Origin of the sequence: Rhodococcus sp. SJ-3 (assembly GCF_051918125.1) — a bacterium.
Taxonomy (GTDB): domain Bacteria; phylum Actinomycetota; class Actinomycetes; order Mycobacteriales; family Mycobacteriaceae; genus Rhodococcus.
In genome coordinates this window covers 3656432-3670473 of record NZ_CM123306.1, presented here as the reverse complement: position 1 = coordinate 3670473, position 14042 = coordinate 3656432, and the positions used below count along the sequence as shown (strand labels likewise).

Annotated in this window: 13 protein-coding genes; 6 read left to right on the top strand and 7 right to left on the bottom strand. The window is 65.9% G+C overall.

What is annotated here, in order from left to right:
• The first annotated feature begins 48 nt into the window (after positions 1–48).
• The 3 genes from ACTDXD_RS17070 (at position 49) to ACTDXD_RS17060 (ending at position 2150) form a co-directional block, all read left to right on the top strand.
• Positions 49–630 (top strand): DUF4126 domain-containing protein, encoded by a 582-nt coding sequence (locus ACTDXD_RS17070; protein WP_440123496.1) that lies wholly within the window; start codon positions 49–51, stop codon positions 628–630.
• Positions 631–668: 38 nt separating this feature from the next.
• Positions 669–1640, top strand: coding sequence for an alpha/beta hydrolase (locus ACTDXD_RS17065; protein WP_440123495.1), 972 nt, complete (start codon positions 669–671; stop codon positions 1638–1640).
• A gap of 273 nt (positions 1641–1913) precedes the next feature.
• On the top strand, positions 1914–2150 hold the full coding sequence (locus ACTDXD_RS17060) for a hypothetical protein (protein WP_440123494.1): 237 nt from the start codon (positions 1914–1916) through the stop codon (positions 2148–2150).
• Between the two features lie 55 nt (positions 2151–2205).
• Here ACTDXD_RS17060 and purH read toward each other — a convergent pair whose 3' ends face one another.
• Complete coding sequence (purH, locus tag ACTDXD_RS17055; protein WP_440123493.1) at positions 2206–3816, bottom strand: bifunctional phosphoribosylaminoimidazolecarboxamide formyltransferase/IMP cyclohydrolase; 1611 nt, start codon at positions 3814–3816, stop codon at positions 2206–2208.
• Complete coding sequence (gene purN / locus ACTDXD_RS17050; RefSeq protein WP_440127674.1) at positions 3803–4429, bottom strand: phosphoribosylglycinamide formyltransferase; 627 nt, start codon at positions 4427–4429, stop codon at positions 3803–3805. The genes purH and purN overlap by 14 nt, the downstream gene beginning before the upstream one ends.
• On the opposite strand from purN, the gene ACTDXD_RS17045 reads away from it, so the two are divergent.
• Positions 4359–4508: a hypothetical protein gene (locus ACTDXD_RS17045; RefSeq protein WP_440123492.1), complete on the top strand. Its 150-nt coding sequence runs from the start codon at positions 4359–4361 to the stop codon at positions 4506–4508. The two genes, purN and ACTDXD_RS17045, sit on opposite strands and share 71 nt — an antisense overlap.
• On the opposite strand, the gene ACTDXD_RS17040 is transcribed toward ACTDXD_RS17045, so the two are convergent.
• On the bottom strand, positions 4505–6103 hold the full coding sequence (locus ACTDXD_RS17040) for a cell division protein PerM (RefSeq protein WP_440123491.1): 1599 nt from the start codon (positions 6101–6103) through the stop codon (positions 4505–4507). The genes ACTDXD_RS17045 and ACTDXD_RS17040 overlap by 4 nt on opposite strands.
• A 49-nt stretch (positions 6104–6152) precedes the next feature.
• Positions 6153–7112, bottom strand: coding sequence for a DUF5336 domain-containing protein (locus ACTDXD_RS17035; RefSeq protein WP_440123490.1), 960 nt, complete (start codon positions 7110–7112; stop codon positions 6153–6155).
• Positions 7113–7176: 64 nt separating this feature from the next.
• Between ACTDXD_RS17035 and ACTDXD_RS17030 the strand changes: the two genes are divergently transcribed.
• A complete protein-coding gene (locus ACTDXD_RS17030) occupies positions 7177–7797 on the top strand; it encodes an IMPACT family protein (RefSeq protein ID WP_440123489.1) in 621 nt (206 codons plus the stop codon).
• A 91-nt stretch (positions 7798–7888) separates the two neighbouring features.
• On the opposite strand, the gene sucD is transcribed toward ACTDXD_RS17030, so the two are convergent.
• On the bottom strand, positions 7889–8791 hold the full coding sequence (gene sucD, locus ACTDXD_RS17025; RefSeq protein ID WP_440123488.1) for a succinate--CoA ligase subunit alpha: 903 nt from the start codon (positions 8789–8791) through the stop codon (positions 7889–7891).
• A gap of 15 nt (positions 8792–8806) precedes the next feature.
• A complete protein-coding gene (sucC, locus tag ACTDXD_RS17020; protein ID WP_440123487.1) occupies positions 8807–9976 on the bottom strand; it encodes an ADP-forming succinate--CoA ligase subunit beta in 1170 nt (389 codons plus the stop codon).
• A 488-nt stretch (positions 9977–10464) separates the two neighbouring features.
• Between sucC and ACTDXD_RS17015 the strand changes: the two genes are divergently transcribed.
• Positions 10465–11421, top strand: coding sequence for a M23 family metallopeptidase (locus tag ACTDXD_RS17015; protein ID WP_440123486.1), 957 nt, complete (start codon positions 10465–10467; stop codon positions 11419–11421).
• 85 nt (positions 11422–11506) lie between these two features.
• On the opposite strand, the gene pcrA is transcribed toward ACTDXD_RS17015, so the two are convergent.
• Positions 11507–13873: a DNA helicase PcrA gene (gene pcrA / locus ACTDXD_RS17010; RefSeq protein ID WP_440123485.1), complete on the bottom strand. Its 2367-nt coding sequence runs from the start codon at positions 13871–13873 to the stop codon at positions 11507–11509.
• Between the last annotated feature and the right edge of the window lie 169 nt (positions 13874–14042).

Here is a 14042-nt window from a genome sequence, read left to right as displayed (position 1 = left end):
GCGAGCGAAACGACGGCAACACGGGGCCTCGCGCATACACTGCCGCTCATGGACACCTGGTTCCTGGCGGTGCTGCTCGGACTCGGCCTGGCCGCCGCGACCGGGTTGCGCACATTCCTCCCGCTGCTGATGTTGAGCGCTGCGGTGCACTTCGAACTCTTCGGCATCGTCGTGGGTGACTCGATGTTGTGGGTCGGTTCCACCGCTGCTCTGACCGCGCTCACGATCGCGACGGTCACAGAAGTGCTCGCCGATCTGATCCCGTTCGTCGACAATGCGTTGTCTCTGGCCGGTACGGTCACCCGCCCGGTCGCGGGAGCGCTGGTGGCATGGGCAGCGCTCAGCAACCTCGATCCGGCGTGGGCGGCGATCGCCGGGATCGTCGTCGGCGCGCCCACCGCGCTCGCGGTGAGCACGGCGCAGACCGGAACGCGCGCCGTGAGTACCGCCACAACCGCGGGCTTCGGCAATCCGGTGTTGTCGGTGATCGACAGCGTGGCGTCGTTCGTGACGTCGCTGATCTCGCTGGTCCTGCCGCTGTTGGTGATCCCTCTGTTGATCTTGTTCGGCTGGCTCGGATTCAAGGGGTACGGCCGGATGCGACGCGCGCGGTCTGCCGGAACGGCCTGAGTGTCCACCGAGGGGTGCCCTTCTGATAGACAAATGACATGTCGGACACCGAGATCACCTTTTCCAGCGGCGATGTGACCCTGCACGGCAGCATGCGCATTCCCGTCTCGATCAAGGGAGCGGTGCCGGCGGTGCTGTTGCTCGCGGGCAGCGGCCCCACCGATCGCAACGGCGACAGCGCCCTGCTCCCGGGGAAGATCGGCACTCTCCGGCACCTCGCCGACGTCCTCGAAGACAACGGATTCGCAAGCTTGCGCTACGACAAGCTCGGCAGCGGCACCACGGGCCTCGGCCCCTACGACGTCGAGGACGTCGCCGATCTCGGGTTCTCGACGTTCATCGAAGCCGCCGCCGACGCCCTGGCCTTTCTCGCAAAGCAACGCGGCGTGGATTCCTCGCGGATGTACGTCATCGGGCACAGCGAGGGAGCACTGATCGCCCTGTCGCTCGCGCAGAACAACGCTCGCACCGACATCGACATCAAGGGCCTCGGTCTCCTCGAGCCGCTGGCCGTGCGCCTGCTCGATCTGCTCACCGCCCAAATCGATGCCCAGCTCGACGCGGTGGTGTCTGCACGGCAGCTGCCCGTGCAGATCGCCGATCAACTGCGTCTCGCGCTCGCCGGTGCGGTCGAGTCGCTCCGCGCCGACGGTACCTTGAGTGACGACCTGCCCGAACCGCTCCGCAACGCCGGTCTCGTCTCGGCCAACGCGAAAGCCCTCGCAGAAGAGGACGCACTCGATCCCCGGATGCTCGCCGCGCAGATCGACGGCAATCTTCCCGTCCTCACGACCGTCTCGTCGAAAGACATTCAGGTCCGGATCGAGGACGTCGACGCGCTCGATTCCGCGCTGGTGCACACCCGCTTGACGTCGCTGCGCATGCAACGCACCAACCACGTCCTCAAGGACATCGGCGAGCAGCAGTCCACCGGCTCCGACTACGTCGCCGATCTGCCGTACTCCGAGGAGTTCACCAGCGGTTTCGAGAAGTGGATCAAATCGCTCTGACCAGAGGCCCGCGACCGCGCGGGGAATTTTGGATGTCGCTTACGTGTAAATCGTGTATGGTTTGCCGTTAACCCGCTGGAGCACACAAGAAAGGTACGGTCCGATGCAACGTCAGTATCAGTTCTGCAAGCGCCGCTTCGTACCGTTCGCCTACTTCCACTTCCACGTAGCCCCGCGGCAACCCCGAGAATAGAGTCCTCGACGACTCCGCTCTCGGCACCCGGGCACATCGCCCCGGGTGCCTTTTTCTTTCCCTTCCAACAGGAGAACACCATGAAATTCCGACTCTCCCCTACCGGCGAGATCCCGAAAACCCTGCCCGACGATCTGACAGGCCACGCCATCACGATCGATCTCAGCCACGTCGATGCAGAAAAAGCCGCAGAAGCTGCCGATCTCATCCGTAAGCTGCTCGATCGCGGTGCCGCCCGCCTCGTCATCGCCGACGATCGCGGCGTCCTCGACGCAGATGCTCCCGCACAGCACACCGCCCACCCGCACGCTGCCTGAAACAGCAACTGCGAGTGGGCGGTAGCCCTGCGAGAAATACTCTCTCAACGCAACATCAGTGCGCGAAGTGGCGGGCACCCGTCAAGTACAGCGTGATGCCTGCTTCGCGAGCAGCCTCGATGACATCGCTGTCGCGCACTGAGCCGCCCGGCTGCACCACAGCCTTGACGCCCGCCTCGGTCAGCACCTGCAGACCGTCCGCGAACGGGAAGAACGCGTCGGACGCTGCGACGGAGCCGACGACACGGTCCCCGGCGCGGGCCACCGCGAGGCGAGACGAATCGACCCGGTTGACCTGGCCCATACCGACACCGACGGTCGCCCCGCCGGACACCAGCAGGATCGCGTTGGACTTGACGGCACGAACCGTGCGCCACGCGAACTCGAGATCGCGCAGTGTCGCCTCGTCGGCCGGATCTCCGCACGCGAGCTGCCAGTTGGCGGGCGCATCTCCGTCAGCGGTGAGCGCGTCGCGCTCCTGCAGAAGCAATCCGCCGGAGATCTGACGCATCTCGATCTGTGCGGTCTTCGGCGAATCCGCGCGCAGGATGCGGATGTTCTTCTTTCGGGAGAGCACCTCGACGGCACCGTCCGCGTACGCGGGGGCGATGATCACCTCGGTGAAGATCTCGGCGACCTGCTCGGCCATCTTCACGCTCACCTCACGGTTCGCGGCGATCACGCCACCGTACGCCGACACCGGGTCGCACTCGTGCGCATTGCGGTGGGCGGCGGCGATATCGTCGGCGATCGCGATGCCACACGGATTGGCATGCTTGATGATCGCGACGCACGGCTCGCTGTGGTCGTGCGCAGCGCGCCACGCAGCATCGGCGTCCTGGTAGTTGTTGTACGACATTTCCTTGCCGTGGAACTGCTCGGCCTGCGCCAGACCCGGCTCGCCGTCCTCGGACACATACAGCGCAGCGGCCTGATGCGGGTTCTCGCCGTAGCGCAGGACATTCGCGCGGACCCATGTCGCACCTGCCCACGCAGGGAACTGCGAGTCGCCGCCCTCTGCGATGACCTCATCGGTCGCGGCGGCATTTCCCGTCGCTTCGCTCGCCCCGTTCGCGTAGCCGGCGTTCATCCAGCTCGCAACCGCGACGTCGTATGCAGCGGTGTGCTGGAAGGCCTGCGCCGCAAGACGCTTGCGCTGGGCCAGCGTGAACCCGCCGCCCTTGACGGACTCGAGGACGTCACCGTAGCCGGCGGGGTCGACAACCACCGCGACCGACGGGTGGTTCTTCGCCGCAGCACGCACCATGGACGGGCCACCGATATCGATCTGCTCGACGCACTCGTCGGGAGTCGCGCCCGAGGCCACGGTCTGCGTGAACGGATACAGGTTGACGATCACCAGCTCGAACGCCTCGATACCGAGATCGGCGATCTGGTCGAGGTGGTCCTGCTTGCGCGTGTCCGCGAGGATGCCTGCGTGTACGCGCGGGTGCAGCGTCTTGACGCGGCCTTCGAGACATTCGGGGAACCCGGTGAGCTCCTCGACCCGGGTCACGGGCACGCCTGCACCGGCGATCGTCGCGGCGGTGGAGCCGGTGGACACCAGTTCGACGCCCGCGTCGTGCAGCCCACTCGCCAGCTCGACCAGTCCGCTCTTGTCGTAGACGCTGACCAGTGCGCGGCGCACAGTCTTACGTTCGGTCACTGGGGATCACGGCCTTTCGTCCATCGGATACAACTCCACGGGTCGCGACGGCGGCGACAACGTCGACCAGCAAGCGTCGTTCCACAATCTTGATGCGTTCGTGCAAGGCAGCCTCATCGTCGCCGTCGAGGACCGGCACGGTTTCCTGCGCAAGAATCGGACCGGTGTCGACGCCACCGTCGACGAGGTGCACGGTCGACCCCGAAACCCTCACGCCGTAGGCCAGCGCGTCGGGCACAGCGTGCGCACCGGGGAACGACGGCAGCAGAGCGGGATGCGTGTTGATGATGCGCCCCCCGAAACGTCCGAGGAAAGCGGCGCCGAGGATCTTCATGAACCCTGCGGTGACGATGAGGTCGGGTTCGTGTTTCGCGACGGCCTCCGTGAGGGCGCGATCCCACTCGCCGCGGTCGGTGTAGTCGCGCAAGCTCGCTTTGAAGTGTGGGATATCGGCAGCAGCGGCATGCTCTTGCGCAGCGCACTCGCGGTCGACTCCGACGGCAACGATCCGCGCAGGGTAGTCGTCGGTGAAAGTCGCGTCGATGAGCGAACGCAGAAGACTTCCCGTGCCCGAAGCGAGGACGACGATCCGCGCGGGCGCGGTGGGCGGCAGCTGGTCACGCGAGGCAGTCAGCGCTGTACTCCTGGAACTCGAGGGGGCAGGCCGGAAAGGCGGCCGCCTCAGAGACTAGTCGCCTTCCTTCCCACGCTTTTCTTCGACCTCCTCGTGCGCGTCCGACTCCTCGTCTTCGAGGTCGACGACTTCTGCGTCGATGACATTCGGGTCGGTGACGTTCGGGTCGTCGGAGTCCTCGGCTTCGCCGTCGGTATCCCGAGCTTCGAGGACTTCGTCTTCGGTGCCTGCGTCTTCGGTGCCTGCGTCTTCGGTGTCGTCGTCTTCGGTGGCCGGCTCCTCGACATCTTCGGGATCGGCGGCCTCCTCGCCGTCATCCGCAGTATCCGCACCGGGGCCCTCGATCGCCTTGACCTGGTCGTCCCCGTCGTCACCATCGAGGTCGTCGTACTCGTCTTCGTAGTCGTCGTACTCGTCCTCGGCCACCTGCGCTGCCGCGAACTTGCCTTCGCGCCACATCAGCAACTGCGCGGTGATCAGCCCGAGCAGCCCGACCCACGCGAACACCAGAACACCCGTGAGCCACCAATTGCTCCCCACGATCCCGAAGATCCCGAGCGGACCACCTGCAGCCCAGGTCAGCAGCGCGATCGCGACGCCGGTCTGCGCGGCGGCCGCGAGAAGCGTCAGCGACGCGTCGGAACTGCGCACCGGGAGGCCATCGGCCTGCGCCTGCAGGACACGGTGCGCCACGAACCGGCCCGCGAGCGCCCCGACGGTCGCGGGAACCGCAAGCATCACCGGCCAGAACGCAGCTGCAGGACCGGCGGGAATCGCGGCGAGGACGGGCAGCGCAGGCAAGTCGCCGCCGCTCGCCTCGAACAGGCTCAATCGGACGTCACCGAACTGCACGGTGCTACCGGCAAGGATCGACGAGGCACCCAAGAAGACGTTGGGGAGATAGAGAACCGACAGCACCGTCAGACCGAGGACACCGACGACTCCCTCGCCACGCTCGAGCAGGTCGCCCATGGTGGTCCACGACAACGCCATGCCCACCAGCGTGAGGACACCGCCTATCGCGAACATGCTCAGGAGCGCTCGCACTGCCGGGCGCACCGACAGGACGAGCCACTCGGGGACTTCGTACCTCCTGCACACCACGCGCCACGTCCGGGAACCGATCCCCAACACGGCGGCCAGGAGATACAGGCCGTTCACCCAGGAGAGGGCAGCGGCAGCATTGGGGGTCGTCACCGGGAGCACTCCCGCGGCGTCCTGCATCACGACCAGGGCGATCACGGTCACGATCATCGGGCCCGCGAGGGTTGCGACAACGATCCGCGCCGCATCCTGCAGCGTCAGATTCTGTTCGGTGTGGTCGATGGTCGAATCCACGGCGGAGGCACTCGCCCGCGCCGCCTGCCACACGATCAGCCCCGTGGGCAGCAATGGGAGCACGCCGAGCGACGTGTCGTCGATCGACAGGGTCACCTGGTGCAGTGCCAGCCATGTGCCGGCGATCGCCGCGTAGATCCCTGTCAGATCGCTGTTCGCCACGACCATTGTGATCACCACGACGGTCGCGACGAAGGCGATCGTCACCGCGGGGACACGCGCCGCCGCTGCGATCAGGATCCGGAAGCGCTCCGAGTCGATGTGCTCGTCATCGGAAGGTGTGTGCCGAACTGGCCGGCCTAGCGTCGAAGTCATCACCTCGATGGTTGCACCGTCGTTCGGCCGACTGCGTCAGGCGCGCCGGTCACCGCTGGTCGTCGGGCGCGCGGAACACCTGAGTCGGCGCATCCTGGGTGTTCTCGGCCACAGGGTTCTCGGCCGCAGGGGACGTACTCGACTCGGTCTCGCGGGCCTGTTCGGGCTCGGCCTCCTGCGACCGGGTCGGGTCGTGGGACTGCCCCGGGTCGTGGGACTGCCCTGCCTCGCGCTGTGCCGCCACGTAGGGCTGCAGGTACTCGCTGTAGGGAGCCTGCCCGGGTGTCTGCCCCGAAAAGGTGTCCTGCCGGCCCGGGTAGTGCTGCATCCCCGGGTACTGGGTCTGACCGCCCTGTTGCGCACCGAACTGCTGTTGCTGGGCCCCGAACTGCTGAGCTCCGAACTGTTGAGCTCCAATCCCCTGACTGCCGTATCCCTGAGCGCCGTATCCCTGGGTGCCGTATCCCTGCCCGGGAGATTGCGCGCCGAACTGGCCCGCCGGAGATTGCTGGCCCTGCTGGGGTGCACCTTGCTGGAAGGACTGCGACTGGAAGCCCTGCCCGTACACGCCCTGCGGGGCAGATCGCTGCCCCGGCACCAGCACGCCGATACCGAAGAGCAGCGCGAACACCGCAAGCGCCGTCTGCAGGAGACCGAGGACGAGAATCGTCACACCGCCCCAGGCGATGCCGGTGTCCTGAGGCAGGTGGAACAGCTGGAACAGCGACGTCACGAATCCGACCCCCGACGCGACGACCGCTATAGCACGTAGATCCTGGCCGGGCAGCAAGGACAGCGCCGCGCAACCACCGCCGAAAAGCAGAAACGCCAGCGGCACGACCGCAAACCCGAAGTCGAACGACGACAACGACACGAACGAGCCGAACGTGATCCTCACGTACGGGGCGAGCCCGACGATGAAACTCACGACGCCGAGCACCGCCACGCCGATCGGTAACAGCAACGGCACAACCTTGCTCTGGACGGATGGGCCGCTGGGGTATGACATCGATCCTCCTGCAGTAGTCGGTCGCTGATCACCACCCTATGCACCCGACGCCAGAATGGTGGCCATGCCGCACACACTCGCGCTCGGATCCGATGTCGTCGTGGAAACGGAGGTGAAGCATTCGCGCTTCCTCGCCGCGCTGCGGCGGGTCGACTCGACCGGCGACGCCGCCGGTTTCGTGGAGGAACAACGTCGTCTGTATCCGGATGCCCGTCACCATTGCTGGGCATTCGTCGTGGGCGACGACCAGGCGCAACGGGCGGAACGGTCGAGCGACGACGGCGAGCCCGGCGGCACAGCCGGCGTCCCGATACTGCAGGTGCTGCACCACCGCGACCTCGTGAACATTGTCGTGGTGGTCACGCGCTGGTTCGGCGGTATCAAACTCGGCGCGGGAGGTCTGGTGCGCGCTTACTCCGGGGCGGTGTCGACGGCGCTGGACACCGCCGCACTCGTCGAACGACAAAAACGTGAGCGGTTCACCTTCGATGTCGGGCATGCCGACGCCGGGCGACTCGAAGCAGAACTGCGCGGACGGGGCGTGGCAGTGCTCGACGTCGTCTACACCGACCGGGTGGAATTCACGGTGGCGGGCGATGCGGCCGAGCTCGAAGGCCTGGTGGCTTCGCTGACCTCGGGTGCAGGCGAGCTCGAACCGGCAGGCACGGAGTGGATCGACCGGTAGGAGCGGCACTCACCGGAGAACGAGCACGCGGCGCCCCCCGGCTGTATGGTCCGGGTGGGCGCCGCGGTGAATCTGCTCAGGCGCTACCAGCTCAGAGCGATGCGAGGATCTCGCGCGCGAGTGCAGCGGTCTCGGACGGCGTCTTGCCGACCTTGACGCCTGCAGCTTCGAGAGCGTCCTTCTTGGCCTGCGCCGTGCCCGACGAGCCGGAGACGATGGCGCCTGCGTGGCCCATCGTCTTGCCTTCGGGAGCGGTGAAGCCCGCAACATAGCCGACGACCGGCTTCGTGACGTTGGCCTTGATGTAGTCGGCTGCGCGCTCTTCGGCGTCGCCACCGATCTCGCCGATCATCACGATGACCTTGGTCTGGGGATCCTTCTCGAACGCCTCGATGGCGTCGATGTGGGTGGTGCCGATGACCGGGTCGCCGCCGATGCCGATGGCGGTCGAGAAGCCGTACTCACGGAGCTCGAACATCATCTGGTAGGTCAGGGTGCCGGACTTCGAAACCAGGCCGACCGGGCCCTTGCCCGCGATGTTCGCCGGGGTGATGCCGACGAGCGCCTCACCGGGGGTGATGATGCCGGGGCAGTTGGGGCCGATGATCCGGGTCTTGTTGCCCTTTTCGACGTTGTAGGCCCACGCGTACGCGGAGTCCTGCACCGGGATGCCCTCGGTGATGACGACGAGCAGCGGGATCTCGGCGTCGATGGCCTCGACGATGGCGTCCTTGGAGAAGGCCGGGGGAACGAACGCGATCGAGACGTCCGCGCCGGTCTCCTTCATGGCCTCCGCGACGGTGCCGAAGACGGGCAGCTCGACGGCGTTGCCGTCCTTGTCCGTGTGCGAGACCGTGGTGCCTGCCTTGCGGGCGTTCACGCCACCGACGACCTGGGTGCCTGCCTTGAGCATCAGTGCGGTGTGCTTGGTGCCCTCGCCGCCGGTGATGCCCTGGACGATGACCTTGGAATCCTTGGTCAGGAAGATTGCCATTGTTCTGTGTGTCCCTTACTTCGCGGCGAAGGCGAGCTCGGCAGCCTTGTCGGCAGCCTCGTCCATGGTTGCGACGACCGTGACCAGCGGGTGAGCGGCCTCGGCGAGGATGCGCCGACCCTCGTCGACGTTGTTGCCGTCCAGGCGCACGACGAGCGGCTTGTTGGCCTCGTCGCCCAGGGTCTTCAGTGCACCGACGATGCCGTTGGCGACCGCGTCACACGCGGTGATGCCACCGAAGACGTTCACGAACACGCTCTTGACCTGCGCGTCGTTCAGAATGACGTCGAGTCCGGCAGCCATGACTGCAGCGGAGGCGCCGCCGCCGATGTCGAGGAAGTTGGCCGGCTTGACGCCGCCGTGCTTCTCGCCTGCGTAGGCGACGACGTCCAGGGTCGACATGACCAGACCTGCGCCGTTGCCGATGATTCCGACCTCGCCGTCGAGCTTGACGTAGTTGAGGTCGTTCTCCTTGGCCTTGAGCTCGAGCGGATCCGTCGCGTCCTTGTCCTCGAACTCGGCGTGGCCGGGCTGACGGAAGTCGGCGTTCGCATCCAGGGTGACCTTGCCGTCGAGGGCGAGGATCTGGTCGTCGGGCGTACGGACGAGGGGGTTGACCTCGACGAGGAGAGCGTCCTCCTTGATGAAGACCTCCCACAGCTTCTGGATGGTCACAGCCGCGGCATCGAGAACCTCGGCGGGCAGGTGGCCCTTCTCTGCGATCTCGCGCGCGAACGCGAGGTCGACGCCCTTGACGGCGTCGACGGCGATCTTCGCCAGGCGGTCGGGCTTCGTGGCGGCGACCTCTTCGATCTCCATGCCACCCTCGACCGAGCACATCGCCAGGTAGGTGCGGTTGGTGCGGTCGAGCAGGAAGGAGATGTAGTACTCCTCCGCAATCTCGCTCGCCTCTGCAACCAGCAGCTTCTTGACGATATGACCCTTGATGTCGAGGCCGAGAATGTTCTCGGCGTGGGTCTGCGCGTCGTCTGCGGTCGCGGAGTACTTCACGCCGCCGGCCTTACCACGGCCACCGACCTTGACCTGCGCCTTGACCATCACGGGCTTGCCGATTTCCTCGGCGATCTCGCGGGCACCGGCGACGGTGTCGGTCACACGGCCGGCCGATGTCGGCACGTCATGCTTGGCGAAGAGTTCCTTCGCCTGGTATTCGAAGAGATCCATCTGCTCACCGTCTCGTCTGCGTTCTCGCCCGCTCGGGGGTATTGAGCGGGCCGATTTCGGACTCTAGTTTCTCGGACGACCTACGAAACGACTGCGCCCGCACTCTGTGGCACACATCACGGGCTCCGCAGGCCTCGTATTACCTCACGGGGGTTACCTCCGGGAAGGCAGCTGTACGACACCCGAGAGGACCACCTGAACCAGGATGACAGGTGACCGAGACCGCATGGCGACCGGCACCCGGAGCGGGTTCCGGTGATCGCGCGCACAGGCATGCAGGACACCCGACGATCACATTCGCAATCTCCGCACTCATCGAAGGTTTGAATTCGTGACCTGGGGGGAATGACCGGATCCACCCAGGTCCAACCTGTGATGCCAGTCACATAAGCGCCCGCTTCGGACATACGGCTTGCCACCTACGCGACCGTTTCGTTACCGTCACCTCCAGCTCGAGTAACGATGAGGTCACGACGAAGGAGGACGGCATGCGTCCAGGCAGCCAGATCACCGGCAGCCCCGCTCGCCGCTCCACCACCCCCGACGACGCCTGGGACCCCTGGAGTTCGTCCGATACCCAGCACTTCGGCGATACCGACTTCCGCAACACCGGTAAGGCACAACCCACCTACTACGGCAGCGAGCCGGTCGAGAACGTCAACTCCCCCGCGCCGCGTACGGGTGCCCACCGCATCCCCACTCCCCCCACCGCACTCAAGGGTCGCGCAGCCGTCTTTGCGGTCGCCGCCGGTGCCGTCGTCGCCGCAGGACAGGCCGCGACCAGCACTTCCGGTTCGAGCCCCGAGACCTCCGAGATCGCACTCGCCGCCGACACCTCGAACGCGAACACCCTCACCGCGACGGCCGTGCCGCAGGCAGCCCAGTTCGCCTCCGATTCTGCGAGCAACGGCGCAGCGCCGTCACAGGCACCCCAGGTTCTCAACATTGCAGATCCCAACGATCTGTCGCAGTTCTCCAACCTGCTCGCCAAGGGCCAGCGTTTCAGCGAGGAGCGGGCAGCACGCGAAGAAGCCGCCCGCCGTCCCCTGTTCGTACTGCCTGCCGTCGGCGCGTTCACCTCGAATTTCGGAGCCCGGTGGGGCACCCTGCACGCGGGTGTCGACATCGCAGGCCCGATCGGCACCCCAATCCTCGCGGTCGCCGACGGCGAGGTCATCGACTCCGGTCCGGCCCAGGGATTCGGCATGTGGGTTCGCCTGCTCCACGCAGACGGCACGGTCACCGTGTACGGGCATATCAACGAATCGCTCGTCACCGTCGGTCAGAAGGTCATGGCGGGCGATCAGATCGCCACCATGGGCAACCGCGGATTCTCCACCGGCCCGCACCTGCACTTCGAGGTTCACCTCGGCGGCGTCGACAAGATCGACCCGTTGCCGTGGCTCGCCACACGAGGCATCTCCCTCGGCCAGAACGCCGACTGAGCAGAACACTCCGGCGCTTACGGAAAGCGCCACCGCGTCGCCACTCCGCGTGATTTCCCCCGCTGGCGCGGCGCCGCCACTTTCCTCAGAGCTTGGTCATCGGCACACCGCCGACCAGCATCAGCCGCACCTTACCTGCGCTTCCGAAATCGATGACCACCGTCGCGGTGGGCCCGGATCCCTTGGTTTCGAGCACCGTCCCCAGACCGTACTTGTCGTGTGTGACGCGGTCGCCCACGGCAAGCACCAGATGATTGTTGCGCCCTCGCGCCGCTCCGAAACTCGGAGTCGCCGAACGTGATTCGCCGGCGGAGAAGCGAGATCCGGTACCCGACCCGATGGACTGCCCACGCGCCGGACCTGGATCGGCCCGACGCCAATCGACGAGCTCCTGCGGAACCTCTTGCAAGAAACGCGATTCCGGGTTGGTCACCGGCTGCCCCCACGCCGAGCGCAGTATCGCGCGCGACAGGTAGAGACGACGACGCGCGCGGGTGATACCCACGTACGCGAGGCGTCGCTCCTCGGACAGTTCGGCCGGGTCGCCGAGCGCACGCATGTGCGGGAACTGACCGTCTTCCCAACCGGTTACGAACACCACCGGGAACTCCAGCCCCTTCGCGGTGTGCAGTGTCATGAGCGTGACGACGCCGTCGTCGTTGTCGGGAAGCTGATCTGCATCCGCGACCAGCGACACCTTCTCGAGGAATGCGGCCAGAGAGCCGGGCGCGGGTTCGCCCTCCTCGAGTTCAGGATCGACCACCCCGGCAGCGTTGCGGGCATCCGAGCTGAACTCTCTTGCCACACTGACCAGTTCGTGCAAGTTGTCGAGGCGGGTGCCGTCCTGAGGGTCGTCGCTGGCGGCAAGTTCGGCACGGTAACCGCTGCGTTCGATGATCGCCTCGACCACGTCGCCGATGTCGACCGCGTCATTTCCGTCGGCGTCGGTCTCGCTCAACATCGTTCGCAAGTCGTCGAGCATGCCGACAAAACCCGCAATTGCCTTCTGCGCACGCGTGTTCAACAGCGCGACATTGCCCTCAGCGGCATCGAGCAGCGCCTGCCCGAAACTCACGCCGTACCGTTCTGCGTGGACGGCGACACACGCCTCGGCACGATCACCGATGCCACGGCGCGGGGTATTGAGGATACGGCGCAGGCTCACCGTGTCGTGGGGATTGTCGAGAGCCTTGAGGTACGCGACGGCGTCGCGCACTTCCTTACGCTCGTAGAACCGCACTCCCCCGACCACCTTGTAGGGCACACCGTGACGGATGAACACGTCTTCGAAAGGCCGGGAAGCATTGTTGGTGCGGTAGAACACGGCGATATCGGAGTACTTGACCTCGCCGGTGTCGACCAGCCGGTCGATTTCGGAGGCGACGAACCGGGCTTCGTCGTGCTCGTTGTCGGCCACGTAGCCGGTGATCGCCTCACCCGTTCCCGCGTCGGTCCACAGTCGCTTCTCCCGTCGGCCGGTATTGCGGGAGATGACGGCGTTCGCGGCCGACAGGATGTTCTGTGTCGAACGGTAGTTCTGCTCCAGCAGAATGGTGCGCGCCTGGGGATAGTCGCGCTCGAACTCCTCTATGTTGCGAATCGTCGCGCCGCGGAACGCGTAGATCGACTGGTCGGCGTCTCCCACCACGCACAGCTCGCTCGGCGGGACATCGCCCGGTTCGTCAGGGTCGCCGACGAGGGTACGCACGAGCACGTATTGCGCGTGGTTGGTGTCCTGGTATTCGTCGACGAGAACGTGACGGAAGCGACGGCGGTAATACTCGGTGACCTGCGGATGAGCCTGCAGAAGTGCGACCGTCTCGCCGATGAGGTCGTCGAAGTCGAATGCATTGGCCGCACGCAACCGCTTCTGATACTGCGCGTACACACTCGCGACGATCTTCGGGAGCGGAGCGGGATCGGAACTTGCGGTCGCGGCGGCTTCCTCAGGGCCTATCAGCTCGTTCTTCAGGTTCGAGATCTGGGTGGCGAGCAGCCTGGCGGAGTACTTCTTGGTGTCGAGCTCGAGATCCTTGGCAATCATCGTCAGCAGACGACGGGAATCGTCGGAGTCGTAGATCGTGAAATTGGAGTTCATGCCGGTCAGCAACGCGGATTGCGCACGCAGGATCCGCACGCAGCTCGAATGGAACGTCGAAACCCACATCGAATGCGCACGCGGCCCGACGAGCCCCGCCACACGCTCGCGCATCTCGGCCGCGGCCTTGTTGGTGAAGGTGATGGCGAGCACCTGCCCGGGGGTGACACCGCGCTCGGCAAGCAGATATGCGATACGGCGGGTGAGCACAGCGGTTTTGCCCGAACCCGCTCCCGCGACGATGAGCAGCGGAGCCCCCTCGTGGGTGACCGCTTCCCGCTGTTGCGGATTGAGGCCCTCGAGAAGGGCGTCGGAAGCGGGGAGCGAATGGGCGAGCGCTGCAGGAGTGTTCATCGTCCTCTAAAACTACCGGACGGGTCGGACATCGAATCCGACTTGGCCGCTCGGTGTACGGGTGGCAAACTGGACGCCATGTCATGTGTCCTTCGTTCGGCCGAGCTGCGCGCACACGGTCGGTTCCGCGTCTCGACCACCGACGTTTCCCGATCCGGGTAACAGCCCC

Bases quoted from the DNA above. Each gene is read 5' to 3' on its own strand.
- ACTDXD_RS17070 (WP_440123496.1), top strand. From the start codon at position 49: ATGGACACCTGGTTCCTGGCGGTGCTGCTCGGACTCGGCCTGGCCGCC.
- ACTDXD_RS17065 (WP_440123495.1), top strand. From the start codon at position 669: ATGTCGGACACCGAGATCACCTTTTCCAGCGGCGATGTGACCCTGCAC.
- ACTDXD_RS17060 (WP_440123494.1), top strand. From the start codon at position 1,914: ATGAAATTCCGACTCTCCCCTACCGGCGAGATCCCGAAAACCCTGCCC.
- ACTDXD_RS17045 (WP_440123492.1), top strand. From the start codon at position 4,359: ATGAGCGAACGCAGAAGACTTCCCGTGCCCGAAGCGAGGACGACGATC.
- ACTDXD_RS17040 (WP_440123491.1), bottom strand. From the start codon at position 6,103: ATGACTTCGACGCTAGGCCGGCCAGTTCGGCACACACCTTCCGATGAC.
- ACTDXD_RS17035 (WP_440123490.1), bottom strand. From the start codon at position 7,112: ATGTCATACCCCAGCGGCCCATCCGTCCAGAGCAAGGTTGTGCCGTTG.
- ACTDXD_RS17030 (WP_440123489.1), top strand. From the start codon at position 7,177: ATGCCGCACACACTCGCGCTCGGATCCGATGTCGTCGTGGAAACGGAG.
- sucD (WP_440123488.1), bottom strand. From the start codon at position 8,791: ATGGCAATCTTCCTGACCAAGGATTCCAAGGTCATCGTCCAGGGCATC.
- sucC (WP_440123487.1), bottom strand. From the start codon at position 9,976: ATGGATCTCTTCGAATACCAGGCGAAGGAACTCTTCGCCAAGCATGAC.
- ACTDXD_RS17015 (WP_440123486.1), top strand. From the start codon at position 10,465: ATGCGTCCAGGCAGCCAGATCACCGGCAGCCCCGCTCGCCGCTCCACC.
- pcrA (WP_440123485.1), bottom strand. From the start codon at position 13,873: ATGAACACTCCTGCAGCGCTCGCCCATTCGCTCCCCGCTTCCGACGCC.